Origin of the sequence: Mycobacteroides chelonae CCUG 47445, from assembly GCF_001632805.1 — a bacterium.
Taxonomy (GTDB): Bacteria; Actinomycetota; Actinomycetes; order Mycobacteriales; family Mycobacteriaceae; genus Mycobacterium; species Mycobacterium chelonae.
In genome coordinates this window covers 2,011,446-2,037,810 of the sequence record NZ_CP007220.1, presented here as the reverse complement: position 1 = coordinate 2,037,810, position 26,365 = coordinate 2,011,446, and the positions used below count along the sequence as shown (strand labels likewise).

General features: G+C 65.3%; 28 protein-coding genes. 10 read left to right on the top strand and 18 right to left on the bottom strand.

What is annotated here, in order from left to right; translation table 11 throughout:
* Positions 1–4: 4 nt before the first annotated feature.
* Together mraZ and BB28_RS10115 are read right to left on the bottom strand one after the other, a co-directional pair.
* Positions 5–436 carry a division/cell wall cluster transcriptional repressor MraZ gene (gene mraZ / locus BB28_RS10120; RefSeq protein WP_030095491.1) on the bottom strand — a complete coding sequence of 144 codons (432 nt, stop codon included), beginning with the start codon at positions 434–436 and terminating at the stop codon, positions 5–7.
* A 361-nt stretch (positions 437–797) separates the two neighbouring features.
* A complete protein-coding gene (locus BB28_RS10115; protein ID WP_030095490.1) occupies positions 798–1,205 on the bottom strand; it encodes a DUF3040 domain-containing protein in 408 nt (135 codons plus the stop codon).
* A 277-nt stretch (positions 1,206–1,482) separates the two neighbouring features.
* On the opposite strand from BB28_RS10115, the gene BB28_RS10110 reads away from it, so the two are divergent.
* Both BB28_RS10110 and BB28_RS10105 read left to right on the top strand, forming a co-directional pair.
* Positions 1,483–2,145: a GNAT family N-acetyltransferase gene (locus BB28_RS10110; protein ID WP_046253410.1), complete on the top strand. Its 663-nt coding sequence runs from the start codon at positions 1,483–1,485 to the stop codon at positions 2,143–2,145.
* Positions 2,142–2,822, top strand: a complete 681-nt coding sequence (locus tag BB28_RS10105) for an LppM family (lipo)protein (RefSeq protein WP_030095488.1) — start codon at positions 2,142–2,144, stop codon at positions 2,820–2,822. Before BB28_RS10110 ends, BB28_RS10105 begins: the two co-directional genes overlap by 4 nt.
* Here BB28_RS10105 and metF read toward each other — a convergent pair.
* Entirely contained in the window at positions 2,797–3,777 is a 981-nt protein-coding gene (gene metF / locus BB28_RS10100; protein WP_046253409.1) for a methylenetetrahydrofolate reductase [NAD(P)H], read from the bottom strand. The two genes, BB28_RS10105 and metF, sit on opposite strands and share 26 nt — an antisense overlap.
* A 126-nt stretch (positions 3,778–3,903) precedes the next feature.
* Here metF and BB28_RS10095 point away from each other — a divergent pair, with 126 nt between their 5' ends.
* Entirely contained in the window at positions 3,904–4,959 is a 1,056-nt protein-coding gene (locus tag BB28_RS10095; protein WP_046253408.1) for a polyprenyl synthetase family protein, read from the top strand.
* 37 nt (positions 4,960–4,996) lie between these two features.
* Complete coding sequence (locus BB28_RS10090) at positions 4,997–6,520, top strand: alpha-(1->6)-mannopyranosyltransferase A (RefSeq protein WP_046255721.1); 1,524 nt, start codon at positions 4,997–4,999, stop codon at positions 6,518–6,520.
* Here BB28_RS10090 and BB28_RS10085 read toward each other — a convergent pair.
* The gene (locus BB28_RS10085) at positions 6,517–6,921 is read right to left on the bottom strand and encodes an Rv2175c family DNA-binding protein (RefSeq protein WP_046253407.1); all 405 of its coding nucleotides are present in this window, start codon (positions 6,919–6,921) and stop codon (positions 6,517–6,519) included. The genes BB28_RS10090 and BB28_RS10085 overlap by 4 nt on opposite strands.
* A gap of 82 nt (positions 6,922–7,003) precedes the next feature.
* Between BB28_RS10085 and BB28_RS10080 the strand changes: the two genes are divergently transcribed.
* Complete coding sequence (locus BB28_RS10080) at positions 7,004–7,444, top strand: SRPBCC family protein (RefSeq protein ID WP_046253406.1); 441 nt, start codon at positions 7,004–7,006, stop codon at positions 7,442–7,444.
* A 39-nt stretch (positions 7,445–7,483) separates the two neighbouring features.
* Positions 7,484–8,788 carry a protein kinase domain-containing protein gene (locus BB28_RS10075; RefSeq protein WP_046253405.1) on the top strand — a complete coding sequence of 435 codons (1,305 nt, stop codon included), beginning with the start codon at positions 7,484–7,486 and terminating at the stop codon, positions 8,786–8,788.
* Here BB28_RS10075 and BB28_RS10070 read toward each other — a convergent pair.
* The 7 genes from BB28_RS10070 to BB28_RS10040 form a co-directional block, all read right to left on the bottom strand.
* Positions 8,785–10,173 (bottom strand): class II 3-deoxy-7-phosphoheptulonate synthase, encoded by a 1,389-nt coding sequence (locus BB28_RS10070; protein ID WP_046253404.1) that lies wholly within the window; start codon positions 10,171–10,173, stop codon positions 8,785–8,787. The two genes, BB28_RS10075 and BB28_RS10070, sit on opposite strands and share 4 nt — an antisense overlap.
* A 54-nt stretch (positions 10,174–10,227) precedes the next feature.
* Complete coding sequence (locus BB28_RS10065) at positions 10,228–10,719, bottom strand: polyadenylate-specific 3'-exoribonuclease AS (RefSeq protein ID WP_046253403.1); 492 nt, start codon at positions 10,717–10,719, stop codon at positions 10,228–10,230.
* A gap of 9 nt (positions 10,720–10,728) precedes the next feature.
* A complete protein-coding gene (locus tag BB28_RS10060; RefSeq protein ID WP_046253402.1) occupies positions 10,729–12,027 on the bottom strand; it encodes a glycosyltransferase 87 family protein in 1,299 nt (432 codons plus the stop codon).
* 124 nt (positions 12,028–12,151) lie between these two features.
* On the bottom strand, positions 12,152–12,874 hold the full coding sequence (locus BB28_RS10055; RefSeq protein ID WP_046255720.1) for a lysophospholipid acyltransferase family protein: 723 nt from the start codon (positions 12,872–12,874) through the stop codon (positions 12,152–12,154).
* Positions 12,875–13,012: 138 nt separating this feature from the next.
* Entirely contained in the window at positions 13,013–13,396 is a 384-nt protein-coding gene (locus BB28_RS10050) for a hypothetical protein (protein WP_046255719.1), read from the bottom strand.
* Positions 13,393–14,664 (bottom strand): ArsA family ATPase, encoded by a 1,272-nt coding sequence (locus BB28_RS10045; RefSeq protein WP_075874187.1) that lies wholly within the window; start codon positions 14,662–14,664, stop codon positions 13,393–13,395. The genes BB28_RS10050 and BB28_RS10045 overlap by 4 nt, the downstream gene beginning before the upstream one ends.
* A gap of 19 nt (positions 14,665–14,683) precedes the next feature.
* Positions 14,684–15,124 carry an SRPBCC family protein gene (locus BB28_RS10040; RefSeq protein WP_005060860.1) on the bottom strand — a complete coding sequence of 147 codons (441 nt, stop codon included), beginning with the start codon at positions 15,122–15,124 and terminating at the stop codon, positions 14,684–14,686.
* Positions 15,125–15,206: 82 nt separating this feature from the next.
* Here BB28_RS10040 and BB28_RS10035 point away from each other — a divergent pair, with 82 nt between their 5' ends.
* A complete protein-coding gene (locus tag BB28_RS10035) occupies positions 15,207–15,635 on the top strand; it encodes a nitroreductase family deazaflavin-dependent oxidoreductase (protein WP_046253401.1) in 429 nt (142 codons plus the stop codon).
* Here the strand turns inward: BB28_RS10035 and BB28_RS10030 are convergent, their stop codons facing one another.
* Complete coding sequence (locus BB28_RS10030) at positions 15,636–16,031, bottom strand: hypothetical protein (RefSeq protein ID WP_030095473.1); 396 nt, start codon at positions 16,029–16,031, stop codon at positions 15,636–15,638.
* Between the two features lie 81 nt (positions 16,032–16,112).
* Between BB28_RS10030 and BB28_RS10025 the strand changes: the two genes are divergently transcribed.
* Positions 16,113–17,912 (top strand): AMP-dependent synthetase/ligase, encoded by a 1,800-nt coding sequence (locus tag BB28_RS10025; protein WP_046253400.1) that lies wholly within the window; start codon positions 16,113–16,115, stop codon positions 17,910–17,912.
* On the opposite strand, the gene BB28_RS10020 is transcribed toward BB28_RS10025, so the two are convergent.
* The 5 genes from BB28_RS10020 to BB28_RS10000 all read right to left on the bottom strand — a co-directional run bounded on the left by BB28_RS10020 (position 17,891) and on the right by BB28_RS10000 (position 22,571).
* Positions 17,891–18,625, bottom strand: a complete 735-nt coding sequence (locus BB28_RS10020) for a class I SAM-dependent methyltransferase (RefSeq protein WP_052740201.1) — start codon at positions 18,623–18,625, stop codon at positions 17,891–17,893. The genes BB28_RS10025 and BB28_RS10020 overlap by 22 nt on opposite strands.
* A 9-nt stretch (positions 18,626–18,634) precedes the next feature.
* Positions 18,635–19,792, bottom strand: coding sequence for a glycosyltransferase family 4 protein (locus tag BB28_RS10015; protein ID WP_046253399.1), 1,158 nt, complete (start codon positions 19,790–19,792; stop codon positions 18,635–18,637).
* A 5-nt stretch (positions 19,793–19,797) separates the two neighbouring features.
* Positions 19,798–20,958 (bottom strand): hypothetical protein, encoded by a 1,161-nt coding sequence (locus BB28_RS10010; protein WP_046255716.1) that lies wholly within the window; start codon positions 20,956–20,958, stop codon positions 19,798–19,800.
* A gap of 65 nt (positions 20,959–21,023) precedes the next feature.
* A complete protein-coding gene (gene ripC / locus BB28_RS10005) occupies positions 21,024–22,169 on the bottom strand; it encodes a peptidoglycan hydrolase RipC (protein WP_109550591.1) in 1,146 nt (381 codons plus the stop codon).
* Between the two features lie 180 nt (positions 22,170–22,349).
* Positions 22,350–22,571, bottom strand: coding sequence for a hypothetical protein (locus tag BB28_RS10000; RefSeq protein WP_046253397.1), 222 nt, complete (start codon positions 22,569–22,571; stop codon positions 22,350–22,352).
* Positions 22,572–22,663: 92 nt separating this feature from the next.
* On the opposite strand from BB28_RS10000, the gene BB28_RS09995 reads away from it, so the two are divergent.
* Positions 22,664–23,416 carry a class I SAM-dependent methyltransferase gene (locus BB28_RS09995; protein WP_046253396.1) on the top strand — a complete coding sequence of 251 codons (753 nt, stop codon included), beginning with the start codon at positions 22,664–22,666 and terminating at the stop codon, positions 23,414–23,416.
* Positions 23,417–23,452: 36 nt separating this feature from the next.
* Positions 23,453–25,261, top strand: a complete 1,809-nt coding sequence (locus BB28_RS09990) for a DEDD exonuclease domain-containing protein (RefSeq protein WP_046253395.1) — start codon at positions 23,453–23,455, stop codon at positions 25,259–25,261.
* On the opposite strand, the gene trpD is transcribed toward BB28_RS09990, so the two are convergent.
* A complete protein-coding gene (gene trpD / locus BB28_RS09985; protein ID WP_046253394.1) occupies positions 25,236–26,306 on the bottom strand; it encodes an anthranilate phosphoribosyltransferase in 1,071 nt (356 codons plus the stop codon). The two genes, BB28_RS09990 and trpD, sit on opposite strands and share 26 nt — an antisense overlap.
* Positions 26,307–26,365 lie beyond the last annotated feature (59 nt).

Below are 26,365 nucleotides of genomic sequence, written 5' to 3'. Positions count from 1 at the left end.
TCGCTCAGAAGATGCCATTGAGGGATTCATCGCTGGCCGCCGAGAAATTCTCTTCGTGTTCCTCCAGGTACTGCTGCCACTTCGCAGCATCCCAAATCTCTAGGTAGTCAACGGATCCGATGACTACGCAGTCCTTGGACAAATCCGCGTATCGGCGGTGATCGGCAGACAGGGTGATGCGCCCCTGCGCATCCGGATGCTGTTCGTCGGTGGCCGCCGCCAGGTTGCGCAGAAAAGCGCGAGCCTCGGGGTTGCTCCGAGAAGCCGTGGCGGCCTTACGTGCCAGCTGCTCGAACTCGGCCCGCGGGTAGACGGCGAGGCTGTGGTCCTGGCTTTTGGTAACCATCAACCCTCCCGCTAGCGCGTCCCGAAACTTGGCGGGCAATGTGAGTCGCCCCTTGTCATCGAGCTTGGGCGTGTAGGTACCGAGAAACACCTCGACACCTCCCTGCCCGGAACCCTTCGGAGCTACCCTTCCCTCCGATAGGCGCCACTTTACCCCACAATCCCCCACTTTGAATCTGATTTGCCGCGTGTCTCCCCACGATGCGCCCACCAGAAGGGCGACAAATGGCCTCGAGCTGCTATTTCCCCAGGTCAAACCCGTGGGGGTGAGTGGGGTGCCGGTATCCGGATGAGTTGATAACGATTTGGCCTGCATGGGTGAGCAGGCTTGCGAGCGATCACCCCACGGCGAGTAGTCCCAGAGCGGGACCGCTCAAGCAGCAACGCATACAGCAACAGACCCGCGCCGACTGCGCGGGTCTGTGAGTCCGGACTGCTTTAGATGAGGTTTGTCAGTTGTCGAAACGGCGGCGGAATCGCTCTTCCATGCGCTGCGCGAACGATCCGGCGGCGCGGGGGCGACGAGTGCGGCCGCTGGATGCGCCCGGTCCCCCTTGCCCGGCGGCGCTCGCCTCGGAGCGCCGGCTTCCGATGATGGCGAAAACCGCGGCCCCGAACATGACGACGAATCCGATCACACTCAGGACCGGGAAGTTTCCGATCTGAGTAGCGGGCACGGCGACGCCGATCACCAACATCGCCAAGCCGATGCAGAAGAGCGCCGCACCCTGCAGACGACGGCGACCGGAGGTCGCGCCCAGGCGTCCTCCGCGCACGCTCGACGCAAACTTGGGGTCCTCCGCGTACAGCGCGCTCTCGATCTGGTCGAGCATGCGCTGCTCGTGCTCGGAGAGTGGCATCGGTCCCTCCCTCTGGCGCATCGCAACCGGTTGAGTATGTCGTGTCGTTTTATCAAGGGTGCCGCGGTTACAACACCCTCACGTTCATAATACGAGGTGAATACCCGCTATACCACCCGGTTCACCCACCAATCTCCCAGCCACACCGACCGGGCAACCGACGCGGCGCGGCGCGCCGACGGACTCGGCGAAAACAGAGACAACGCCCAGAAATGGGCAGAGCGTGATAAACCCGGCGGTACACCCGAAGCCCACACAGAAACCAAAAGGACGCACGTTGACGACCTTCCTGGCCGACTTGTCGCAACGCGATATGCAGCGCAGGCTCAGCGAAGCGCTTCGTGTCTACGTCATCGCCATGGGCTATCCGCATGGCACCGAGGATCAGCGCGCTCCGATGTGGCTCGAACACAGCCGCAGACGGGGATGGCAGGCGGCCGCGATCTTTGATTCTCCGGCCGATCCGGTCTCTGACGGCGCCGGATCCGTCCAGGATCGCATGGACCAGGCGCGCATCGTCGGGATCGCCTATGGCTACCGCGGTGCCGCCGACCAGTGGTGGCACCAGCAGGTCAGCCAGGGGCTACGCAAGTCCGGGGTGCCCCGTGACCACATCAGCGCCCTGCTCGACCAGTACTTCGAGCTGACGGAGTTGCATGTCGACCCCGGGCTCCAGGGCCATGGTTTCGGCGAGGCGTTGGCGCGGAGGCTGCTGGCCGGTCGCTCCGAATCGCATGTGCTGCTGTCCACCCCTGAGATCACCGGCGAGTCCAACCGGGCGTGGCGGTTGTACCGCCGACTCGGGTTCACCGATGTCATCCGGCAGCACCAGTTCGCGGGAGACCCCCGGCGATTCGCGGTGCTTGGCCGGGCTTTGCCGCTGGAACCCGGATATCGACAGGCCGACGTGACCGCCGTCTGGCACGATGAGCCGCGATGACTAGCCCTGGGCGTGCGGCGCGTATTGCCGCGGTGCTGTTGTTGACGACGCTGCCGCTGCTATCGGGATGCGTGCGCGTCAAGGCCTCGATGACCGTTACCACCGACGATCACGTCTCGGGGCAGCTTATCGCTGTCGCCAAACCGCAAGGTAAAGACGACAAGGGCCCTCAGCTCGAACGCAACATGTCCTTCGCCCAGAAGGTTCAGGTCAGCGAGTACGAAGAGAACGGCATGGTGGGCTCGCGCGCCATCTTCAACGATCTGACGTTCGCCGAAGTCCCTCAGCTGGCCGGGATGAACAAGAACGCCGCCGGCTTCGATCTCACCCTGCGCCGCAACGGCGATGTGGTGGTGCTGGAAGGCCGTGCCGATCTCACCGCACTGGAAGACACCTCAGATGCCGATGTGTCGCTGGCTATTTCGTTTCCCGGCGATATCGAATCCACCAACGGGGAGATGCTCGGCTCCGACGCCGTGCAGTGGAAACTCACTCCCGGCGTAGTCAGCACGTTCACCGCGACCTCCCGTTACACCGACCCCAGTACCCGTTCCTTCAATGGCGCCGCGATCTTCATCACGATTTCCGCCCTGCTGATCGGTGCCCTGGTTGCGTCCCTGGCCTGGCTGGACCGCGACCAATCCCCCCGGTTTACGCCCGACCAGTTCCCGGAGTGACCCGCACTCCGAGGTTCTCCAGCACCTCGGAAGTAGCCCGCGCGAAGTTCAGGGTCATGAAGTGCAGGCACGGAACGCCCTCGGCGAGTAGCCGGGCGGCCATCGATGTGGTGACATCGACACCGACCTTGCGGACCTCGTCGCGGTTTTCCTCGGGGCCATCCCCAGCAGCACGCAATAGCCGTTCCTCCAGAGCAGCGGGCAGCGTGGACGAGGAGAGCTCCACCTGCCTGCGCACCGACCGCAGCGACGTAATGGGCATCAGCCCGGGAACGATCGGCTTGGCGCCCTGTTCGGGGTCGGCGGCCACCACCCGATCACGCAGCCGCAGGTAGTCGTCGACGTCGAAAAACATCTGGGTGATGGAGTACTCCGCTCCGGCCCGCAGCTTGTTCACCAGATTGGCTGTGTCGCGCTCCAGATCGATCGCCTGCGGATGGCCCTCCGGGAAAGAAGCGACACCCACGTGGAAGTCGCCCAGGTCACGAACCAGCCGCACCAATTCCTCGGCATAGGTCAGGCCACCGGGGTGCGGAATCCATTCAGCATTCACATCCCCAGCTGGATCGCCCCGCAGGGCAAGGATATTGGTGATGCCACGGTCCACATATGCGCCCACCATGGCACGCAACTCATCGACGGTGTGCCCGACGGCCGTCAGGTGCGCAACCGGCAGCAAGGTGGTGTTCTCGGCCAGCTCACCGGTCACCCGCACCGTGCGATCACGGGTGGAGCCACCCGCTCCATAGGTCACCGAGACGAACACCGGCTGATACCGCTCGAAAACTCTTGCCGCTCGCCACAACCGCGCCTCGGCGGCCTCGTCACGAGGCGGCATGAACTCCACCGAGAACGCGACATCGCCAGGCTGAACCCCGGCCAGTCGATCGGCGATCGACCCCGGATCCTGCAGCTCGGCGACCGATGCGTCATGGTCGAGCGGGTTGGTTGTCACCCGTTCAGGATAGGTGGGATTACTCTAGGTTCACTCTCGGAGACCTGTAAGCATCCGGGACCCGCCACCGCACCCTGAGAGGACGCACCGCTGAGTGTCAACGTAGCCGCTGCCAACGCCCGGCACCTGACCGACGCGGTAAGCGACCAATTGAGCCAGTTCCTGGCCGAATGCCGTGAGCACACCGCGCATATCGGGCCGAACTATGAGCATGCGATCACGGCCCTCGACCGGTTTGTGCTGCGCGGCGGCAAGCGGCTGCGCCCGGCGTTCGCCTACTGGGGCTGGCGAGCGGTTACCGACGACCCCGACCCGTGGAACCCCGAGGTGCTGCGGGTGTGTGCCGCGCTGGAACTGCTGCACACCTGTGCGCTCATCCACGACGACGTCATCGACAGCTCCGCCACCCGGCGCGGCGAACCCACCATCCATATCGAATTCGCCGCACTGCACCGTGAGAACGGCTGGTCCGGCTCCCCCGAACAGTTCGGCATATCCGCTGCGATCCTGCTCGGCGATCTGGCACTTACCTGGGCTGATGACATGGTGGTCGGCGCACAGCTATCCCCCCAGGCCCATGCGCGGGCCCGGGGTGTGTGGTCGATCCTGCGCAGCGAGGTGCTCGGCGGCCAATATCTGGACATCTTGTCCGAATCCTCTGGCGACGAGTCCGTCGAGACCGCCATGCGCGTGATCCGCTTCAAGACCGCCGGCTACACGGTGCAGCGGCCCCTGCAGCTGGGTGTCGCGATCGCGGCCGAGAACCCGGAGATCTCACGACTACTCGGTGATGTCGGACTGGATATCGGTGTTGCGTTCCAGCTGCGCGACGATGTGCTCGGGGTATTCGGGGATCCCAAGGTGACCGGGAAACCCGCCGGGGACGACCTACGTTCCGGAAAGCGCACCGTGCTGCTGGCCGAAGCCCTGCGTCTGGCACGCATCAACGACAACGCCGCCGAGGACATGCTTCACTCCTGGATCGGCACCCCACTCACCGATCATCAGGTCGCCGAAATGTGTTCAGTCATCGTCGACTTGGGCGCACTCGCGGCAGTGGAGTCTCGTATCGAGGAACACACGCACCGCGCGCTGGAGCAGCTGTCCGGCGCCGATATCGCCGATGACGCCCGTGCCGCGCTGTCCGATCTCGTCCGATTGGTGTCCAACCGGAGCGCATGATCACGTGAGCACATCATCAAAGGCGGTGCAGCCTCCCCTGGAACCGAACCCTGAACCGGCACCTGCGGTACTCGATCCGGGTGCCGGGTGGAGAGCCGCCTTCCTGAGGTCCCCCGCCGGCCGCGCAGCAATCACCGGATTCGGTGGCGCCATCCTCATCGCCATCGGCGGACTGGGTGCGGGCAGTACCCGGCAGCACGACCCGCTGCTGGAATCGGTTGGGCTGTCCTGGTTGCGTTTCGGCCACGGATTGGTGGTGTCCTCGATCTGCATGTGGCTCGGGGTGGTCCTCATGCTGCTGGCGTGGCTCGGACTGGGCCGCCACGTGATCGCGGGCAAGGTGACCAAAGAGTCTCTCCTGATCGTCATTCCGTGCTGGCTGCTACCACTGCTCGCCTCGGTTCCGGTGTTCAGTCGGGATGCCTATTCCTACCTCGCGCAGGGCGCGTTGCTGCGCGACGGATTCGATCCCTATCTGGTGGGTCCAGTCGAAAACCCGAACGCGTTGCTAGAGAACGTCAGTCCGATCTGGTCCACCACCACCGCGCCATATGGACCGCTGTTCATCCTCATCGCACGATTTGTCACCCAGATCATCGGTGACGACGTGGTAGCCGGAACCATGCTGCTGCGCCTGTGCATGCTGCCCGGACTGGCGCTGCTGGTGTGGGCCACCCCCCGAGTCGCCCGCTGCCTTTCAGCCAATGCCAGCAAGGCGTTGTGGATCTGTGTGCTCAACCCGCTGGTGATCATCCATCTGATGGGCGGAGTGCACAACGAGATGCTGATGGTCGGCCTGATGATGGCAGGCATTGCCCTCGTCCTTGAGCGCCACCATGTTTGGGGCATATCGGTGGTCGCGTTAGCGGTGGCTGTCAAGGCCACCGCGGGTCTTGCGTTGCCTTTCCTGGTGTGGATCTGGATGCGTCGTCTGGTCGAGAGCGCCGATGAGGACTCCCCACAGCGCCACCCGGTGACCGCGTTCGCGATGGCGTCGGCAGCCTCGGTGTCCGTCGTCGTCGCGGTATTCGCGGTGTTGTCGTGGATCGCCGGCGTCGGCCTGGGATGGTTGACCGCCCTGGCCGGCTCGGTGAAGATCATCAACTGGCTGACAGTGCCGACCGCCGTCGCCAACATCATCAACGTTGTCGCCGGTCTTTTCGTGACCGTCAACTTCGATGCTCTTCTGGAGATCACCCGCATCATCGGGGTCATGGTCATCGCGGTCAGCCTGCCCGTGGTGTGGTGGCGGCACCGACACAACGATCGCGACGCGATGTTCGGGATCCTGTGGGCAATGGTGATCGTGGTGCTCATGGCGCCGGCTGCGCTGCCCTGGTACTACACCTGGCCGCTGGCCATCGCGGCGCCGCTGCTGCAATCGCGCATCGCGATCGCAGCCATCGCCGGGTTCTCCACCTGGATCATGGTGATCTTCAAACCCGATGGCTCCCACGGCATGTACGTGTGGATACATGTACTGATCGCGGCAACCTGCGCTGCCATCGCGTGGCGGATGATCAACACCGCGCCGGAAGCGCACGATCCCAGCGAGTACTAGTAGGCCATCGCCTGCGCTCGCCGCAGCACCTCGCGGGCCTGGTGACCATGCAGCGCATCGACCGGGCGGGCCGCCTCGATTCGTTCGGTGGTGCCGTCGCGGGTCACCGTCAGCGATTCATCACCGGTGAACAGCCAACGCATGATTTCGGGCTCGTGATATCCCCCGTCCCGCAGCACCGAGAGCAGCCCGAACAGATGCTTCACCACAGGGCCTTCGGGGCTGAAAAAGATGACGGGAACCTTGATTTCGCCATCGCGTCGCACTGCGATGAGTTCACCGTCACGCAAATACTGCTGAACCTTGGAAACCGGTACCCGCAGGCGCGTGGCCGCCTCTTTGAGGGAGAACAGCGGCTCGTCGGCGTCAAGCGTGTCGGCAACGTATGGAATGGCGCTCATAACGAATGACGCTAGTCGCCTCGCACGCCACCGTCGCCCAAAAGCGTCCTCCGGGTGTGGTGACGCGCGTAACCTTCGGACCGTGACGAGTTCCGGCGATCCGACATCGGTCACCCACAGCGAGTACTACCCCTACCCCGTCGAGAAGGTCTGGGATGTTCTCGTTTCCCTTGAGCTCACCGCTTCACAGGTTAAAGAGGTCAACGACGCACCCGTCGAAGTCGGCGAGACACGCGTCCTGATCACCCATCCGCAGCCCGCCGTCGGCTTCGATGGCGTGCTGCGGACCACCTACACCAGCGTGGTGCCGCACGAGCACATCGAACAGGTGTTGACCGCCCCGGGAATCGAAGTGACCTCCCGGTGGAACCTGCTCCCGGAACCCGGCGGCACCAGGCTGCGCGTCACGTACAGCCGGTTCGACCCGGCCATTGCCCTGCACCGTCAATGGCGGACCATGCTGTTCTCGGGCGCCGGGCCAATGCTCAACTCCGTCCGCGAAATGCTCGATAAGCGGCGTTGACGCCGGGGCGCCCCCGCATCACTGGATACCATCGATGCGATGACATCGCCCAAGACCCCGACACACCGCCACGATCCGATGATCGGGACGGTGCTCGATAGTCGGTACCGCATTGAGGCACCGATTGCGACAGGCGGCATGTCGACCGTGTACCGAGGGCTGGATACCCGGTTGGACCGCCCGGTTGCCGTGAAGGTGATGGACAGCCGCTACGCCTCCGATACGGGGTTTCTGGCACGGTTCCGGCTCGAAGCCCGGGCCGTCGCACGATTGCGCCACCCAGGGCTGGTGGCCGTGTTCGATCAGGGCATGGACGGTAAGCATCCCTTCCTGGTGATGGAGCTGATCGACGGCGGCACTCTGCGCGAGTTGTTGCGCGAACGTGGACCGATGCCGCCCCATGCCGTGGCCGCGGTATTCAATCCGCTGCTTGGCGGCTTGGCGGTCGCACATCGATCGGGACTGGTGCACCGTGACGTCAAACCCGAGAACGTGCTGATTTCCGACGATGGCGAGGTCAAGCTCGCCGATTTCGGGCTTGTGCGTGCGGTCGCCGAGGCCGGAATCACCTCGACCAGCGTGATCTTGGGCACCGCGGCGTACCTGTCTCCCGAGCAGGTGCGCACCGGCTCGGCCGGCCCGCGCAGCGATGTCTATTCTGCGGGCATCCTGATGTACGAATTACTCACCGGTTCAACGCCGTTCACCGGGGATACGCCGCTGGCACTGGCCTATCAACGTATCGATCGCGATGTACAGGCACCCAGTGAGGCCATCGACGGCATTCCGGAAGAGTTCGACGAATTGGTGCTGCGTGCCACCTCCCGCGACCCGGACGCACGCTACGCCGACGCCGCACAGATGGGCGCCGAACTGGACGCCATCGCCGCGGATCTGCAACTGCCCACCTTCCGCGTCCCAGCACCCCGGGATTCCAAACAGCATGTTGCCGAACAGCTTTACCGCAGCAGACTGATCGAGACCGGCGGACGCACCACAGGCAATCTCAGCGCCCCCGGCAAAGCGGATGCCGCCGACACCGCCTCGGCCGCAGCCGCCCTGGGTGTCTCACCACGGCCCAGCGTCTCGGCGCGTCCCAAGGTGCCCAATCCCACGCGGATGATGGACCCGGTGCCCGCCTACGATCCCCAATACGATCCCGAATTCGACAGCGACCCTGACGAATCAGCGTTCTTCGCCGATATCGACGACTCGGAGTACCGGTACGAGCGTCAGCAGAGCCGCCGCGCGATCTTCATGTGGCTGGTGATCGTGCTCATCATCACCACCTCGGTGGCGGCGGGATGCTGGTCGCTGGGCGCCAACATCACCAACCTGCTTTAGTCCCTGAGCATCTCCGCGACGAGGAACGCCAACTCCAGCGACTGCTGAGTGTTCAGACGCGGATCGCATGCCGTTTCGTAGCGACCGGCCAGATCGTCATCCGAAATGTCCTGTGCCCCACCGAGACATTCGGTGACGTTCTCACCGGTGATCTCGACGTGAATACCACCGGGGTGCGTGCCGAGCGCGTTGTGCACCTCGAAGTATCCCTGCACCTCATCGACGATCCGATCGAAGTGCCGCGTCTTGTAACCGCTGGGCGACTCGTGGGTGTTGCCGTGCATCGGGTCACACTGCCAAACAATCTGATGGCCGGTTGCCTGCACCTTCTCGATGATCGGCGGAAGCAGATCGCGCACCTTCGAGTTGCCCATCCGCGAGACGAACGTCAGGCGACCCGGCTTGTTATGCGGATCAAGACGCTCCACGTATTCGACGGCCTGATCGGGCGTGGTGGTCGGGCCGATCTTCATCCCGATCGGGTTGGCGATGATCTCGGCGAAGGCCACATGCGCGTGATCGAGCTGCCGCGTGCGATCGCCGATCCACAGGTAGTGCGCCGACAGGTCGTACAGCGCCGGCTCGCCGTTCTCGTCCTCTGACAAACGCAGCATGGCGCGCTCGTAGTCGAGCACCAGCGCCTCGTGGCTGGCGTAGATCTCGGCGGTGTCCAGGTTCGAATCCGCCACACCGCAGGCACTCATGAACTTCAGCCCGCGATCGATCTCGGAGGCCAGTGCCTCGTACCGGGCACCGGCAGGTGAGGTACGGACGAATTCGCGGTTCCAGTCGTGCACCAGTGCCAGCGAGGCCATCCCCGAGCCGGTTACCGCGCGCACCAGGTTCATCGCGGCGCTGGCGTTCGCGTAGGCGCGCACCAGACGCGACGGGTCGTGCTCACGCAGTGCCGCATCCGGGGCGAATCCGTTCACCATGTCGCCGCGGTAGGACCGCAGCCCCAGTGCGTCGGTGTCGGAGCTGCGCGGCTTGGCGTACTGGCCGGCGATACGGGCCAGCTTCACCACCGGCATGCTCGATCCGTACGTCAGCACCACCGCCATCTGCAGCAGTGCGCGGATGTTGGCCCGGATGTGCGGCTCGGTGTTGTCGGCGAAGGTCTCGGCGCAGTCTCCGCCCTGCAGCAGGAATGCCTCACCACGTGCTACCTGGGCCAGCTGGCCCTGCAAACGCTGGATCTCCGCGGGGACGGTGATCGGGGGCACGCTTTCCAGCACGGTCCGCATGGCGGCGGCCTGATTCGCGGGCCAGCTCGGCTGCTGAGCAGCAGGTTTGGCGAGCGCGGCATCCAGGCGCTGACGCAGATCGGCCGGGAGCGGCGGCAGCTCCGGCAATTGGTCGATGGGGACGTCGACTGTCCAGTTCACGTACCCATCTTAACCGCCCCTTACCAGCGGATTTTCACCCGGGATTCGCGGTGATCAGCCCGGCGGAACCATCGCGCGGTAGCGGGCCAGGTTGTACCGGGCATCCACCAGGGCATCGTGTGAGTCGGCGGGCCGTTTCGGCACCGCCGGGCGGCCCAGCTCGTACCACAGCTGCTTGAGTTCGAGGGTGAAGCGGGGAACCGGCTGCGGCAGCTCCGTCATGGCCCCCCACAGCTGACACAGCGCCACGTGGTCATAGGCACCCACCCAGGCCCACAGCTCGATCGGGTCGGCCGGCCCGCCACCGTTGAGTCCGAGGAACTCGGCCAGCTCGTCGCGAATCTGCCCGCGTGAGCGCCACAGCGGCGACGACAGCGCGGGCAGTTTGGGCAGGACGTTCTGGCGCACCCACGGACCCGCCTGCTGCGGATCGAAGGCGGTGGAGACGGCGTAGTACTCACGGCCGTCTTCGCACACCATCCCGATGGAGATGAGTTCGATGGTGCGGCCATCGTCGATGAACTCGGTGTCGTAGAAGTAACGCACGCGGGCCGCCTAGTTGTGCGCCGGAGAAGCCGGCGCCAGCTCATCGGCCTGTGTCGGCTCATCTTCGCGCACAACATCGTTCACGTCCGTCGGATCACGCCGCAGCCATATCCAACTGGCCACGAGCACTCCGAGATGAACGAACACATACAGACTGGGGATCAGATCGTTCAGGACGCCACCAGGTCGTAACGTCAACGCACCGGAGTCCGGCGTCTTGCCGCTCAGGCTGGTGAACCACGCCGCGAACACCGCACAGAATGCCCACATCGTGATCGCGGACGCCCGTTTACCCAGCACATAGCCGCGGTAGCCCAGATGAACGACCAATGGCACGAACCACACCCAGTGATGGCTCCAGCTGAACGGCGAGGCCGCCGCCGATGCCATGCCCACGATCGAGATCGCCAGCAGCAGCTGATCGCGCCGGTAGGCCAGAACCGCGACCACCAGGCTCGCCACAATCACCAGCACCGACAGTGCGGTGGCCGTTCCGGCCGACAGGTTCAATCTGAGAAAAAGCCCGCTGATGCTGGTGCTCGCGGTGGGATCACGGGTGATGCGGCTGATCTTCTCGAAGGCACGGTCCACCCAGTAGTAGTGCGAGGCGGAGGGCAGGAAGATGAAGCCCAGACCGATGGTGGCGATCAGCGTGACGGCCGCGACGACGGCCGCGCGAATCCGCCCCACCAGGAACAAGAAGACGATGAAGATCATCGGGGTCAGCTTGATGCCGGCCACGATGCCGATGCCGATGCCGGCCAACTTCCACCGCTTGGGCGCCAGGAGGTCCGTCACCACCACCGCCAGGATCAGCAGATTGATCTGGCCCAGCTGAATGGAGAGCCGGACCGGCTCCAGCCACGAAACCAGACCGACCAGCAGGGCCAGCAGCCCCCACAGCCCGGCCTTGGCGGAGACATTCAGCCAGGCCAGCATGCGCCACACCGAGTAGACGAGCAGCGCCGGGAACACCACGAGCGACAGGACCTGCGCGGTGAAATCGGTGATGAAGGCCAACGGGGTGAATACCAATGCCGCGAACGGGGTGTAGGTGAACAGCAGATCGTCGATCTCGCCGTTGCGCCCGATCGAGTAAAGGTCCAGTCCGTCCAGTACGCGCGTGCCACCGAATCGATACACCAACACGTCGATCTGCAGTGCGTATGTCGGCCAGTGAATGAAGACGACCGCGTGCAGCAGCAGGGCGACGGCGAGGACGAGCGGGCCACCCCACGTGATCCATCTGGCAACTCGACGAACGGAGCCGCCGTCCGCGATGGCGGTTTCGTTTATTGAATTCGGCACGGCCCTCGCATCTCTCAGTTCTCCCGCGGGTGGCCTCAAGAGTAACGGTACCGGCGCGGATAGCTGACCCACGCCCCATAGCGAGCTGCCACCTCAGATGCAGGGAAGATGCACGGCACCCCGATTAACCGGCGGCGCTCTCCGGGATGCGGTCGGGTTGCTGCGGAGGCTCCGCAGGCTTGTCCTTGAGCGACGCCGCATAGATGTCGACGTACTCCTGACCGGACAGCTGCATCAGTTCGTACATCACCTCGTCGATGACCGCACGTTCGATGAAGCGGTTCCCGGCCATCCCATCGAAGCGGGAGAAGTCCAACGGCTTGCCGATTTTCACGGTGACCTTGGAAAAGTGCCAGCGCGCCGTGCCCGGCGGGTTCATCACATTGGTGCCGACCATCGCGATCGGGATGACGGGTACCCCGGTGGCCAGCGCCATGCGCGCCAGGCCCGTCTTGCCCTTGTAGAGACGCCCGTCCGGGGATCGGGTGCCTTCGGGGTAGATGCCCAGCAGCTTGCCCTCGCCGAGTAGCCGCTTGGCGGTGCCCAGCGCGTTCTCGGCGGCGTCGGCACTGGTCCGGTCGATCGGCACCTGCCCGGCTCCACTGAAGAACACCTTCTTGAGCCAGCCCTTGAAACCGGGCTCGGTGAAGTACTCGCTCTTGGCCAGGAACGTCACCCGGCGCGTAGAGACCAACGGAAGGAAGAAGCTATCGACCACGGCGAGATGGTTTCCGGCCAGGATCGCCGGCCCGGACGATGGAATGTTCTCCAGACCTTCTACCTTGGGCCGGCCCATCAGCTGCAAGATCGGCCCCATGAAGATGTACTTCAGCAGCCAATAGAACATCGCGCGCATCCTCTCCCGATCCCCATGAGCAGCACGGGGCTGGCGCCGAGCTTACCCTCGGCGACGACGAATCTCCGTGGAGTGTCTAAGGTCCCGGAAATATGGGACGCCACGTCCCAGAACGGGCACGGATGCTCGTCACTCGTCGATATCGACCGGGATGGGTTGGTACCCAGTCGATTGCGAACTCGGCGGCGGGGTTGGAAACGGACTGCGATAACCACCCTCGGGACCGTCATCGGGATCGTCAGGACCGCCCGAGCCTTCGGCCTCCAACATCGCCCGTACCACCATCACCAGCGCAAGGCTGTGTTCGGCGATCGTCGCCAACAGCGGATGATGCTCACCTTCGACGAGGGCGGCCAACGCACAGACCGGGCAGAACAGCTGGTTGCATTTTCCGGGAGCGGCACCGTCCGCGGGAGCGCGAGCGGCCTGCCGCAGCGCCGGGTCGAGCTTGTCGAGGATCGAGGCGGCCAACGCCCGCAGTTCGGGGGCGAGTTCCGGATGGGTACCCGTCACGTAGGCCACACCTCCGGATCCGCTCTAAACCGTATGGTCAGCTCGCCACCGACGAGCCGGGCATCGACAACCACACAGCGCCGCAGCACGGAGGCCAGCCGGACCCGCCGGCGCATCCCATTTGCGCCGATGACCAGGTCATCTCGCACCCGGCCGAGGCTCAACGTGGCCGGATCGATCTGCGGTAACTCTAGCCGCAACAGATATACGGTGTCCGCTCCGGACCCGGATTCGCGCTCGACGATGGTGGCCAGCGGCGCCGGGGGCTTAGCTCCATCGCGCCGCCGGACCGATTCGGCCAGTTCACCCAGAGCCTCTGGCCCGATGGGCTCGCGCGGCAGATGCGGCACCAACAGCATCTCCACGTCCCCGATCGCCTCCCCCATCTCATCGAGAACCGCGGCCTGGTCGGCGATGCGCTGCATGTACCAGTCGAATGCCGGATGTGCGGGCAGATTGTGGTACTCATACGAATCATCTTGAATGAGAACCTGATTGACGATCACTTGATCGATGCGCACACCCATCAGCGCCAGCGCCCCGACGGTACGGATGGCCTCTGCCACCACTACCCGTTCGGGAGTCAACACCAGATGAGCCCCCACCCGTTCGGCATCCGAAAGCAAGCCCGCAAGCCGATCCGCCGACGCCGCAACGCGTTCAAGTAATTCGGCCAGTATCAGGGCGCGAGGCGTGCCGATACCGCCGAGTCGGCGATGCCGCGGCCAAGCCCGTTCCAGATACATCGCGAAGGTTCCGGGCAGAGTCAGCATGCGCAACGCGTCTGCTGTCGAGGCGCAGTCGACCACGACAACATCCCATTCCCCGGTATCAGCGAGTTGTTGAACCTCATGCAGCCCGAGCATTTCCTGCACACCCGGCAGTGCGGAAAGCTCTTCGGGGGCAAGCGATCCGATGTCAGATTCGGGGTACTGCTCGGCGATCGTCGCGGCGATGTCACCCCAACGCTGCTCCAGCAGCCCCAGGGTGTCCAGGGCCATCACGTCGAGTTGTCCGCCATACGGGTCCTCGATCACCCGCACGCAATGAGCCCCCGGGGTGGGATCCACCCGAACACCGAAGACGTCGCCGAGGGAATGCGCTTGGTCGGTCGATACGGCGAGCACCCGCTGCCCGGCGCGCGCGTACCGCACCGCGGTGGCACCGGCCAGCGTCGACTTGCCCACACCCCCCTTGCCTACGAAAAGGCCGATGGTGGCTGTCAACGGCGCGTGGACATCGGGGGCGACGTCTGCGGGGTCGGACACGAGATCCTCCCCGACGTCGCTAGCGGTCAGATTCGACTCGCTTCTTCAAATCCTTGAGTGCGGAGTCGGTGATCTTGCGTTCGGCCTTGCGCTTGAGCATTCCGATCATCGGAATTTGAAGGTCGACCGCGAGCTCATACGTCACCTCGGTACCAGACCCCTTGGGCGCCAAAAGGTATGTCCCTTCCAGCGACCGTAAGAGGGAACTCTCCGCCAAGGTCCAGGTGACCTTGCGGCCATCCGGAGACCACACGTACTCCAGGACCTGGGTGTCCTTGAGGACACCGGCGTCAAGCACCAACCGGGCACGTTTGACCCTGCCTTCGGAGTCGGTGTCGAGCACCTCGGTTTCCTTGTACTCCGACACCCATTCCGGGTAGGCGCCGATATCGGCGATCACCGCCATCACTTTGCCGGGTTCGGCATCGATGGCAATCGTTTGGGTAGTCTTCTCAGCCACCTGACAGACGGTACCCTTCTCCCTGGCGCTCGGATACTCCCATCCTGGCAATTCGCCGCAGCTGCGCGAAGGAGAGACGCCCATGAGCCGTCTGGTGGCGAAGGTGCTCGGTGTGCACCAGAGCATCTACATCGCGTCGAAAGGCTATCTGGGTCATCACGTTCCGGGAATGGCCCCCAGCCTGCTGCTGACCTCCATCGGGGCCAAGACCGGGGCACAGCGCATCAACTCGCTGACCTATGCCAAAGACGGCGACAATCTCGTCATCGTGGCCTCTAATGGTGGCGCGCGGCGCAATCCTGCCTGGTACCACAACCTGAAGGCCCACCCGGAGGTACAGGTGCAATTGGGCCGGCACCGGCGCCGCGTCCGCGCGACGGCACTTCTGCCCGGCGACACGGATTACGAGCGGTTGTGGAAGTTAGCCGACACCAACAACTCTGGTCATTACAGCGCCTACCAGCGGGCGACGTCCCGACCCATCCCGCTGGTCGTGCTCGCCGCCGCCTGATCAGGCCTGCGGCACCCACGATTCGCCAATCGTCCGGCCCGCCTCGAGCCGCTGCTTGACCCCGAAGGCGAACCGCTTGCCGGTGACCCGACGCGCGTGATTGAGCTGGGCCAGATTCAGCTTGGCCACCTGTGCGGCGCTGGCTCCGGTCGGCTCGGCGTGCAGGAAGTAGTGCAGGATCGCCCCGTCCAGCGCGGGCTCCAGCCACACCTCCATTGTTCCGGTGAGAGGCCCGGCAACCGTCCAGCGGATGCCCTTTTCGCCGCGCTCCTCGACAACGTTGAGCTGCAGGTCAGGCCACCAACGGCGCCAATCGGCGGGGTTCGAGATAGCGCGGCCGATGTCCGCGGGATCTGCGGCGATAAAGGTCTGGTCGGCGACCTGAATGCTGTTCATCGCGCACTAGCTTAAGCCTCGCCGCCGAAGGAAATGCGGCAACGTCTTCGACGATCCTGAGGCCACGACTAGTCTGAGCAGGTGCGAGAGTTCAGCGTTCCTGCCCCATTCACTGTCGAGGACAACGCATCGGTTGTTCATGCCGTCTACGACTACGAGCGTGAAGACCCCAACCAGGCGGCGTTCTCCCGTCTCATCGACGACACGTGGACGCCCGTCACCTACGCGGAGGCCGCCGCGCAGATCCGTGCGGTGGCCAACGGCCTGATCGCCAAGGGCGTGGCGCCCGGTGATCGCGTGGCACTGATCTCGGCGACACGGTACGAGTGGACGATCATCGACTATGCAGTGCTGTCGATCGGCGCCATCACCGTTCCCATCTACGAGACGTCCTCGGCCGATCAGGTCCGGTGGGTGTTGCAGGATTCCGCAGCGGTGGCGCTGTTCGTGGAGACCGATGCGCATGCCAAGATCGCCGAAGAACTAGCACCCGAACTCCCCAACCTGCGCACCGTGTTTCACATCGCCAGTTCTACTGCCCCCGCGGCTCTCGATGAGCTCGCCGACGCTGGGTCCGGTGTTGACCCCGCCGAGCTCAGCGGCCGACTCGGCGCCATCAAGGCCAGCGATCCCGCGACACTCATCTACACCTCGGGAACCACCGGCCGCCCCAAAGGCTGCCAGCTCACCCACTCCAACCTGGTGTACGAAACCCGCGGTGCGCGTGCCGTTTTCCCTGATTACTTGCAGAAGGGCAGCCGGACACTGATCTTCCTGCCGCTGGCACACGTACTCGCGCGCGGTATCGCGATGGCGTGCTTCCAGTCCAAGGTGAGCGTCGGATTCACCAGTGACATCAAGACGCTGGTACCGACGTTCGGGATCTTCAAGCCCACCTTCATCGTCTCTGTCCCCCGCATCTTCGAGAAGGTGTACAACACCGCTCGCCAGAACGCCCAAAACGACGGCAAGGGAAAGATTTTCGACACCGCCGTCGAGTACAGCCAGGCACTGGACAACGGCGGGCCGGGCATCGTGTTGCGCGCCAAGCGCGCCGCCTTCGACAAGCTGGTCTACGGCAAGCTGCGTGCGGCGCTCGGCGGAGAATGCGTGGCATCGATCTCCGGTGGAGCGCCGCTGGGTGCCCGACTCGGTCACTTCTACCGCGGCGTCGGCCTGACCATCTACGAGGGCTACGGGCTCACCGAAACGACAGCAGCCTGCGCGGTGAACGTGATCGGTGGGCTCAAGATCGGCAGTGTCGGTAGGCCATTGCCCGGTAACGCCGTGAAGCTCGGCGACGACGGCGAACTACTGGTGTCCGGTGGCGTCGTATTCAGCGGGTACTGGAACAACCCGACCGCGACCAGCGAGTCGATCGTGGATGGCTGGTTCCACACCGGCGACCTGGGCGCGATCGATGAGGACGGCTTCGTCACGATCACCGGTCGCAAGAAGGAAATCATCGTTACCGCCGGCGGTAAGAACGTCGCACCCGCGGTGCTGGAGGATCAGCTGCGCGCTCATCCGTTGATCAGTCAGGCGATGGCCGTCGGCGACAAGCAGCCGTTCATCGGAGCGCTCATCACCATTGACCCCGAAGCCATCGACGGCTGGAAGCAGCGCAATGGCAAGCCCGCCGAGGCCACCGTCGCCGACCTGGTCCAGGATCCCGATCTACTCGCGGAGATCGAGACCGCCGTCAAGGCGGCCAATCAGGTTGTCTCCCATGCCGAAGCCATCAAGAAGTTCCGGATCTTGCCGGTTGACTTCACCGAAGCCACCGGCGAGATGACGCCGACGCTCAAGGTGAAGCGCAATGTGGTGGCCGAGAAGTTCGCGGCAGACATCGACGCGATCTACTCGGGGTCACCCGAGTAGCGCAGTCGATAGACGATAAAGCTGGGTGAGTCGACGACGTTCTGTAGCGCGGTGGGATAACGCAACATCGCCTCACGGGATGGCTGCGGTTCCACGATGCGCTCGACGACGAACCCTGCCTCAGCGAACGCATCGACCACCTGCGCAAGTGGACGTCTCCAAAAGTATTGGGTCACCTCTACATCCGCTTTGTTCCAGGTATCGCTGACAAGCTGACACTGAAAGTATCCGTCGCTCTGATCGGGCAACGGGGCGCCAAAGGGATGATCCAGCGAGATCACCGCCCAGCCACCGGGGCGCAGAACCCTGGCGAAGGACGCGAGCGGTACCTGCCAGTCACGCAGGTAGTGCAAGGCAAGCGAACACGTCACGCCATCAAACGACCGGGACTCGAGGGGCAGGGGTTCGGCCATGTCAGCGACCAACAGGTTGGCCCGCGAGCCACAGCGGCGGCGAGCCTGCTCGATCATCACGGGGCTCAGGTCCACCCCGGTGACGTTCGCCCCCTCGTCGAGAAGCCATGCGCACTGAGCGCCCGAACCGCATCCGACATCCAGGACCGCCCTGCCTTTGAGGGGGCGCGGGACCAGTGACCTCAGCGCCGGTCTCTCCAGCAGTCCATTGAATGGCCCGTCATCGGTGGTCGCTGACCAGACCGGCGCAAGCCGGTCGTACACCTCGCGCGTGTGCCGCGCATGTTCGACAGGCTCCACCAGCCAAGCTTATGCAGAGCCGCTGACCAACTCGGCGAACCGGGCGGCATGGTGATCCCAGCGCCAGTGATCGGTCACCCAGGAACGCCCCGCCTCCCCCATAGCTGCGGCCCGCACCGGATCGGACAGGATCTGGACGATCGCGTCCGTGATCGCGGGTAGCGATCTGCCATCGACGACAAGCCCCGTCTCACCGTCACGCACGGTTTCCGGTGCGCCCCCTGAGTTTCCGGCGACCACCGGGACTCCGCAGGCCGACGCCTCTAGGAACACTATCCCCAGCCCCTCCACGTCGAGCCCCGCTCCACGGGTACGGCAGGGCATCGCGAAGACATCGCCCATCGCGTGATGAGCGGGTAGCTCCTCCCATGGCACACCACCGGTGAACATCACATGCTCATCGACACCGACTCGACTGGCCAACGCCCGCAACGGTTCCGCGTACGGACCACCACCCACGATCACCAGCGCCGCACCGTCAACACGTTCCCGGATCGCCGGCAGCGCCTCGATGAGCATGTCTTGGCCCTTACGCGGAACGAGCCGGGACACGCACACGATGGTCGGCCGCTCGCCGAGCCCGTAGCGGCGTCGCAGCTCCTCGCGTGCCACCGGGTCAGGACGGAATCTATTGGTGTCGACTCCGGCGGGCAGATGTTCCAGTGCGGCGCGCGGACCGAAGGCCGCCGCGAAGCGTCCGCGTGTGTAGCGGCTGACGTAGGTGATCACGTCGGTGCTCTCGCCGATCTGCCGTAAGGCGGACCGTGCCACCGGGAGCATCGACCAGCCGACCTCGTGCCCGTGCGTGCTGGCGGCCGTGACGGCGGCTCCCGCCGCCTTGGCGGCCGACGACAACAGCGCCAACGGCGCGGCCGCGCCGAACCACACCACGTCGGAGTGCTGCGATCTGATGAGGTCCACCATGCGCTGGCGGACACCAGGGCTCGGAAGCATCAACGAGGTCGGGTGCCGCACCACCTGATAGTCGGCCGCGGCATCGTATCGCTCGCATCCTTTCCACCGCGGCGCGTACACGGTCACCTCATGCGATCCGGCCAGGTGGGTCACCAACTCTTGCAGGTAGGACTGAATACCCCCGGGCCTGGGCGGAAAATCGTTGGTGACCAACAGGATCCGATGCCGTCGGCCGCCAGGCTGAAATGTCACGACGCCTACCGTAGTAGACGAGAGCCGAGCCAGCTCTGCCACTGCCGTACCAGTGTCGCCTCATCGACGCCCAACGCCTGCTGGATGGCCACACCCTGCGCACTCGGCGAGATACCGGCCCCATACCGGTACAGCTGTACCAGCTTGGTTTCACCGAAGGTTTCGGCCACATACTGCGCCACCGACCAAGCCTCCTCGTATGCCTGTGTGCGTTTGGTTCCCGGACTCTCGATTTCTTCGTCAGTGGGCAGATGATCCGGAATCCGTCCCACGGCAAGGGCACTGGCCAATGTGGGCGCCGCGTTCCGGAAGGGGGTGCCGCTGCCCCGGCGCCCGTTGTAATCGGCCACCCCCTCCACCAACCAGAGGGGTGCGTGATCGCCGGTGACCGTGCGGGCCGCGGCATGGAAGAGTTCATGACGCAGCACCACACGGAACTGATCGGGTGGCAGTCCCGCCGCGCCCGGTGCGAATATCACCCGTTGTCCCACGGCGACTCCGCTTTCGACACGGTCGGCGACGGCGGCGGCGGCTATTCCATCGGTATCTTCGCCTCCGACAAGAGCAGCGAACTCGGCGTCTGATTCTGCCGCGACCAGTAGCACTCCCGCCTGCCACTGCGGTCCCCAGAATTCCGACAGCGCCGTCAACGCACCGGCGATCTCGTCGGCAAGACGTGGCGCGACCACCGAACCAGGATGCCCGAGCACCACCACGTCCCGGTCCCCCAGCCTGCTCCGCGTCTCGACCGCGGGCGCGAACTGCCACGGAACCGCGACCGCGCTGGCGTCGACCATCCGCCAGGTGTCGTTGGCGTGCAGCACTCCGACAGTGGCGGGGCGCCTGACGGCAACCTTGTCCACTCCGCTGACCGCATAGAACAGCGCCACGTCCAATGTCCATTGTTGATGCGGCGCAACGGGATCGGCTGGAACCTCGGTGGCCAGCCGATACTCGAATCTGTCCGTCTTCAGCCTCGACAGGTTCTTCTGTAGCCCGCGTTGAGCCTCGACAAAGCTGGATCTGTCGGGAGCGAGAACGGCGTCCAGTGCCGCGATATCACCGCTGCGCAAGGCCTCGGAGTAGCGCGTCAGCAATGCCTGAATCGCTGTACGTACATCGGTCACCGGCGCGGCGGACTGTGCACGACAACCGCAGATGATCAGCAGAACCACCAAGACCAGCGATGTCCAGCGTGCTACCCCGGACACCCGCGCGCGACGGCCGCGGCTCAGTAGCGGCGTGCGTTGTAGATCGGGCCGGAGGAGGTGATCGGCGCGACCGCGACGGGAACACCGTAGGTGGAGGCGTGCACCATCATGCCGTTGCCGACATAGATACCGGTGTGCGAGGCGTCCCCGTAGAAATTGATGACGTCACCCGGCTGCAGATCACTGAGCGCCACGGGCGTACCACCACGGACGAGCGCCTGACTGGAGTGCGGCAGTGAAACACCCTGCTGGCCGTAGGCCCACATCACCAGGCCCGAGCAGTCGAAGGCGTTGGGCCCGGAACCGCCCCACGAGTACGGCGCACCGATGCGGGTCAATGCCGCGGCGACAGCGTTCGCACCGACCGCCGAACCTCCACCGCCGACGGCGACTTCCGGTGCGGGGGCGGCGGCCGCAGCCTGCATCAGCGGCTCCGGAGCATCCGGGGCCTGGCCGGGCTCCACCGGAGGCGGCGGGGGCACGGGTGCCAGTGCCGCCAGCTGAGCACGCTGGCCGGGGTTCAGGGTGTTGTACTGCGACTTGACGACCGCGATCTGCACCTGCAGCTGGCTCTGCTTGGCCTGCAGCGAGGCGCGGACGTTCTTGGCCTGCTCGGCGGCCACCCGGGCCTGCTCGACGGCGTCACGGGACCGCTGCTCGGCCTCATCGGCCGAGGACTGCGCGGCGCGATAGCTGTCCATCCGGCTACGCATCTCGGTTCCCACCGTGCGCTGCACCGACAACTGGTCGATCAGGTTCTGCGGAGAGTTGGAGGTCAGCACGGCACCGTAGCCGCTGGTGTTACCACCCATGTACGCGGCGACCATCGCCTTGTTGACGTCGACTTGATACGTGGAGACCGCCATGCGCGCAGCCTTGGCGACGGCCTCATCGGCGAGAACAGCCTTCTCGGCATCACGCTGAGCCGCCAGTTTGGCGTCGAGGTCAATCTTCGCCGAGTTAGCTGCTTCGGAGGTTGCCTCAGCCTGGCGAGACAGCTCATTGAGCTTCTTCACGGCGTCGTTGTTGGGGTCGGCAGTCGCGACCTGACCTCCCGCAAATACCCCGCCGACCAGCGCGGCAGCGGTCATTGCAAGCATCGTGCGCCGAAGAGATGAGGGCGTCGATCGATCCGAATGATTTCGAAGAAGACGCCCGACACTCAAGACAACATCCCTTTACTGCAATTTAATCGCCGCGAACTACGGCGCCGATAGGTCTCAGATAGGTTACGAAATGGCATCGACGTTGTCCACCGCAGTGGGAAACGACGTCAGTGTCGCGTAAGTGTCGGTTCTCCTCCCCGTTCCCGGGGTGGGCCATCAAGCACCTATTTCGAGTGTGCCCTATGCGACTCCGGCATCGGGCGTCTTCGCCGAATCAGGCGTGTCGTATGTGCGCTGAATCGGCACCAGACGCAGCCTGGGCGCCATCCCGGCTTCGGCCAGGACAGCCAGCGCCGCACGTTCGTCGTCGGCGAGCGTCTGGGGCACCCCCAACAGCACGCTGACCACGCAGTCACCGCATCCCGGGCCGCGCATCGCGCAATCGTCGCAATCGATAAGCATGGCTCCTCCTTTCCCATCAGTCGTTCTTTCGGGTTCAGGCGGACGGTAACTGCGCCCACCGACAAGTGAGCGTTGCCTGGCACCCTTGCGGTATGACGGAACAGTCGCAACCAGCGCATACCGACCGCCGCCGGGCCGAATCGTTTGGGAGCTCCGCCGATGCCTACGACCGTCACCGCCCCCGGTACCCGCAACCTCTGATCGACGCACTTGTGTCCGGCGGCCATACGCGCGCCCTCGACGTGGGAGCGGGTACCGGGATTGCGGCAGCACAACTGGCCGCGGCCGGCGCCGAGGTGCTGGCCGTTGAACCGGACGCACGCATGGCACAGATCGCGGCCGCCAAGGGCATCGACGTCGAGGTGGCCACATTCGAGGACTGGCAGCCGACCGGCCGGACGTTCGATCTCGTGCTCTTCGCGCAGTCCTTCCACTGGGTTGAGCCCACCGCGGCGCTGCGGAAGGTGTTGACCGTGCTTCGTCCGGGAGGCCGCCTCGCACTGGTGTGGAACCGCATCGTGCCAACCTCACCGACTCAGCAGGACCTGGACACCGTCTACGCCGATTTCATGGACACCACCAAGCGCCCCTCCATCAACACCGAGGACACCGTCTCGGCGACCATCGAGAAATCCGGCTACCACGTGCGCCACTCCCACTTCCTGGACCGCCCGCACTTCTCCACACAGGCGTACCTGGACATGGTCTTCACCTACTCCAATCACCTCACACTCGATGCCGCCGCGCGCAGCGTGTTGCGGTCCCGGCTCGAGGAGAAGATCGGCGACCGTGGCGTCGACACCACCAACGACGCGCTCGCATTGATCTGTACCCCCGTGGCGTGACCCCGATATGTCGGTCCCGGGTCATACGGTCAGGTCATGACGCAGCTGACCTTCGACGAGGTGCACTCCTCGCCGGGGTCGTCGGCGCAAGCCCCGTCGGTACAAGCACTGCGTGACACCACCTTCGTGGTGGTGGACCTGGAGACGACCGGCGGAAGCGCGGAAAACGACGCAATCACCGAGATCGGCGCGGTCAAGGTGCGTGGTGGCGAGGTGCTCGGAGAACTGGCCACGCTAGTCGACCCGAAGCGATCGCTGCCGCCACAGATCGTCCGCCTCACCGGCATCACCTCAGCGATGCTGGTGGACGCTCCGCCTATCGAACAGGTGCTGCCGACGTTTCTCGAATTCGCCCGCGGAGCAGTACTTGTCGCCCATAACGCCGGCTTCGATATCGGTTTCCTCAAGGCGGCGGCGCGGCAGTGTGGGATCGACTGGCCACAGCCCACGGTGCTGTGCACGGTCCGGCTGGCCCGCCGGGTGCTGACCCGCGACGAGGCACCACGGGTCAGCCTGGGCGCGCTGGCTCAGCTGCTCGGCGCATCGACCACCCCCAATCACCGGGCCCTGGATGACGCCCGGGCCACCGTCGACGTGCTGCATGCCTTGATCGGCCGGGTGGGCAACCAGGGCGTCGACACCATGGCAGAGCTGCACCGGTACCGCACCCAAGTGCCCAACGCCTTGCGGGGCAAACGTTCACTTGCCGATGGAATGCCTTACGCCCCAGGCGTTTACCTGTTTCGCGGGCCGTCCGGCGAGGTGCTGTACGTGGGCACCGCGGTCAACCTGCGCCGACGGGTGCAGCAGTACTTCACCGGCGCGGACCCGCGTGGCCGGATGCGCGAGATGGTCACCATCGCCACCTCGGTGGACCACGTGACGTGTGCGCACCCGCTGGAGGCCGCGGTTCGCGAGCTGCGACTGCTGGGTGCCCACGCACCGCCGTACAACAGGAAGTCGCGATTCCCGCATCGCTGGTGGTGGGTGGTGCTCACCGAGGAACCATTCCCCCGTTTCGCCGTGGTCCGGACCACGAACGGGCGCCGGATGCTGGGCCCGTTTCGGGCCCGGGGTGACGCCACGGCCGCCGCCCTGGCGCTGGCCCGGTTCACCGGCGTCCGTACGTGTGCCGCGCGTATCGGGGCCACGGGGCGACACGGTCCCGCCTGCAACGGCCAGTCCTACCCACACGACACCGCCTCCCCGTGCCCAGGCCCCACCGGCGTGGACGCCGCCGAATATGGAGACGCCCTCATGACCGCGCAGGCGGTCCTCGACGGCGTTGAGGGACAACCGCTGCACACCATGTGCGACCGGGTTGCCGAACTCGGTGGGCTGCGCCGCTACGAAAGCGCCGCGCGGCAACGCGATGCGACGGCCGCCCTCATCGAGGCACTGGCCCGCCAGCACCGTCTGCAGGCCCTCGCGCGCATCGAAGAGCTGATCGCCGCGCGTCCCGACGGTGACGGCGGATGGCAGATCGCGGTGATGCGACACGGTCAGCTGGCCGGTGCCGCGGTCGCGCGACGCAGTGTCCCCCCGATGCCGGTGGTGGCGGCCGCGTCCGCGTCGGCCCAGGTGGTGCTGCCGTCTGCCGAACCGTTCGGCGGGGCAGCACCCGAGGAGACCGGACTGATCACCCGTTGGTTGGCCGAGCCCGGGGTACGCATCGTGTCCTCGACCGACGGTTATGCCGAGCCGACGGGATGTTCGGGGCCCCTGCGAGATTGGGCGTTGACCGCACGCAGCGCGCGCATGGCCAGCGCCGTCCTCCGCGACGACTGGGGCATGGCCGAGCTGATCAGGCCCGGGCGTGCTATTGCGCCCCGAGCCGTTGGCTGACGACGATCCACTTGTCCAGCAGCGCCGCCGCTGCGCCGGAGTCGATCGCGGTGGACACCCGGGTCAGCGCGTCCTCCCAGGCAGGCACCCATTGGGCGTCGCTGGCCAGCCCGGCGTGGGCAACCATGGCGCCCGCGGCGTTGAGTATCACCGCATCCCGGACGGCACCGGTGCGACCACCAAGCACCGCCCGTACCTCCGCGGCATTGAACTCCGGATCGCCGCCGACGAGCTCCTCGAGCCGGGCGCGCGCGAAACCGAACGCCGCCGGATCGAACCGCAGCGTGTCGACGGTGCCCGCCTGAACCCGCCAGATGGTGCTGGTCGTGGTGGTGGTCAGCTCGTCGAGCCCGTCGTCACCGTGCACCACCAGCACGCTGGATCCGCGTCCGGCGAAGACACCCGCCGTCACCTCCGCCAGATCGGCGAACGCGCAGCCGATCAGGCCCGCCCGCGGACGGGCCGGGTTGGTCAGCGGGCCAAGCAAATTGAAGACCGTGGGTACACCGATCTCGCGGCGCACCACGGAGGCGTACCTGTAGGACGGATGAAAGTGCGGCGCGAAGCAGAAGCCGATTCCCACCTCGGCGACGCTGCGCATCACCGCTTCGGGCCCCAGATCGATACGTACACCCAGCGTCTCCAGCGTGTCGGCACCACCAGCCAATGAGGACGCGGCCCGGTTGCCGTGCTTGACCACCGGCACTCCGCACGCCGCCACCACGATGGACGCCATGGTGGACAGGTTCACCGTGTTCGCGCCGTCACCCCCGGTGCCGACGATGTCCACGGCGTTCGCGCCGATCCGGCCGTCCTGCCCGCCCGACGGAAATTCGATCGCGTGCGACAGCATGGTGTCGGCCAGCTCACCGACCTCATCGGAGGTCGGGCGCTTCATCCGCATCGACACCCCGAAGGCCGCGATCTGAGCGGGGGTGGCCGCGCCGGTCATGATCTGGTCCATGGCCCAGGCCGCCTGACCCGCGGACAGGTCACGACGGTTGGTCAGCTCGCCCAATACCTGGGGCCAGGAATGTTCCAGCACGCCGCAAATGGTCCCATGGAGACAACCCGGACAACAAAGGACTAAATGCCTCCCAGGCG

Coding starts and splice junctions, on each gene's coding strand:
- BB28_RS10115 (WP_030095490.1), bottom strand. CDS start 1,205: ATGCCACTCTCCGAGCACGAGCAGCGCATGCTCGACCAGATCGAGAGC.
- BB28_RS10105 (WP_030095488.1), top strand. CDS start 2,142: ATGACTAGCCCTGGGCGTGCGGCGCGTATTGCCGCGGTGCTGTTGTTG.
- BB28_RS10085 (WP_046253407.1), bottom strand. CDS start 6,921: ATGAGCGCCATTCCATACGTTGCCGACACGCTTGACGCCGACGAGCCG.
- BB28_RS10075 (WP_046253405.1), top strand. CDS start 7,484: ATGACATCGCCCAAGACCCCGACACACCGCCACGATCCGATGATCGGG.
- BB28_RS10055 (WP_046255720.1), bottom strand. CDS start 12,874: ATGTTCTATTGGCTGCTGAAGTACATCTTCATGGGGCCGATCTTGCAG.
- BB28_RS10035 (WP_046253401.1), top strand. CDS start 15,207: ATGAGCCGTCTGGTGGCGAAGGTGCTCGGTGTGCACCAGAGCATCTAC.
- BB28_RS10030 (WP_030095473.1), bottom strand. CDS start 16,031: ATGAACAGCATTCAGGTCGCCGACCAGACCTTTATCGCCGCAGATCCC.
- BB28_RS10000 (WP_046253397.1), bottom strand. CDS start 22,571: ATGCTTATCGATTGCGACGATTGCGCGATGCGCGGCCCGGGATGCGGT.
- BB28_RS09995 (WP_046253396.1), top strand. CDS start 22,664: ATGACGGAACAGTCGCAACCAGCGCATACCGACCGCCGCCGGGCCGAA.
- BB28_RS09990 (WP_046253395.1), top strand. CDS start 23,453: ATGACGCAGCTGACCTTCGACGAGGTGCACTCCTCGCCGGGGTCGTCG.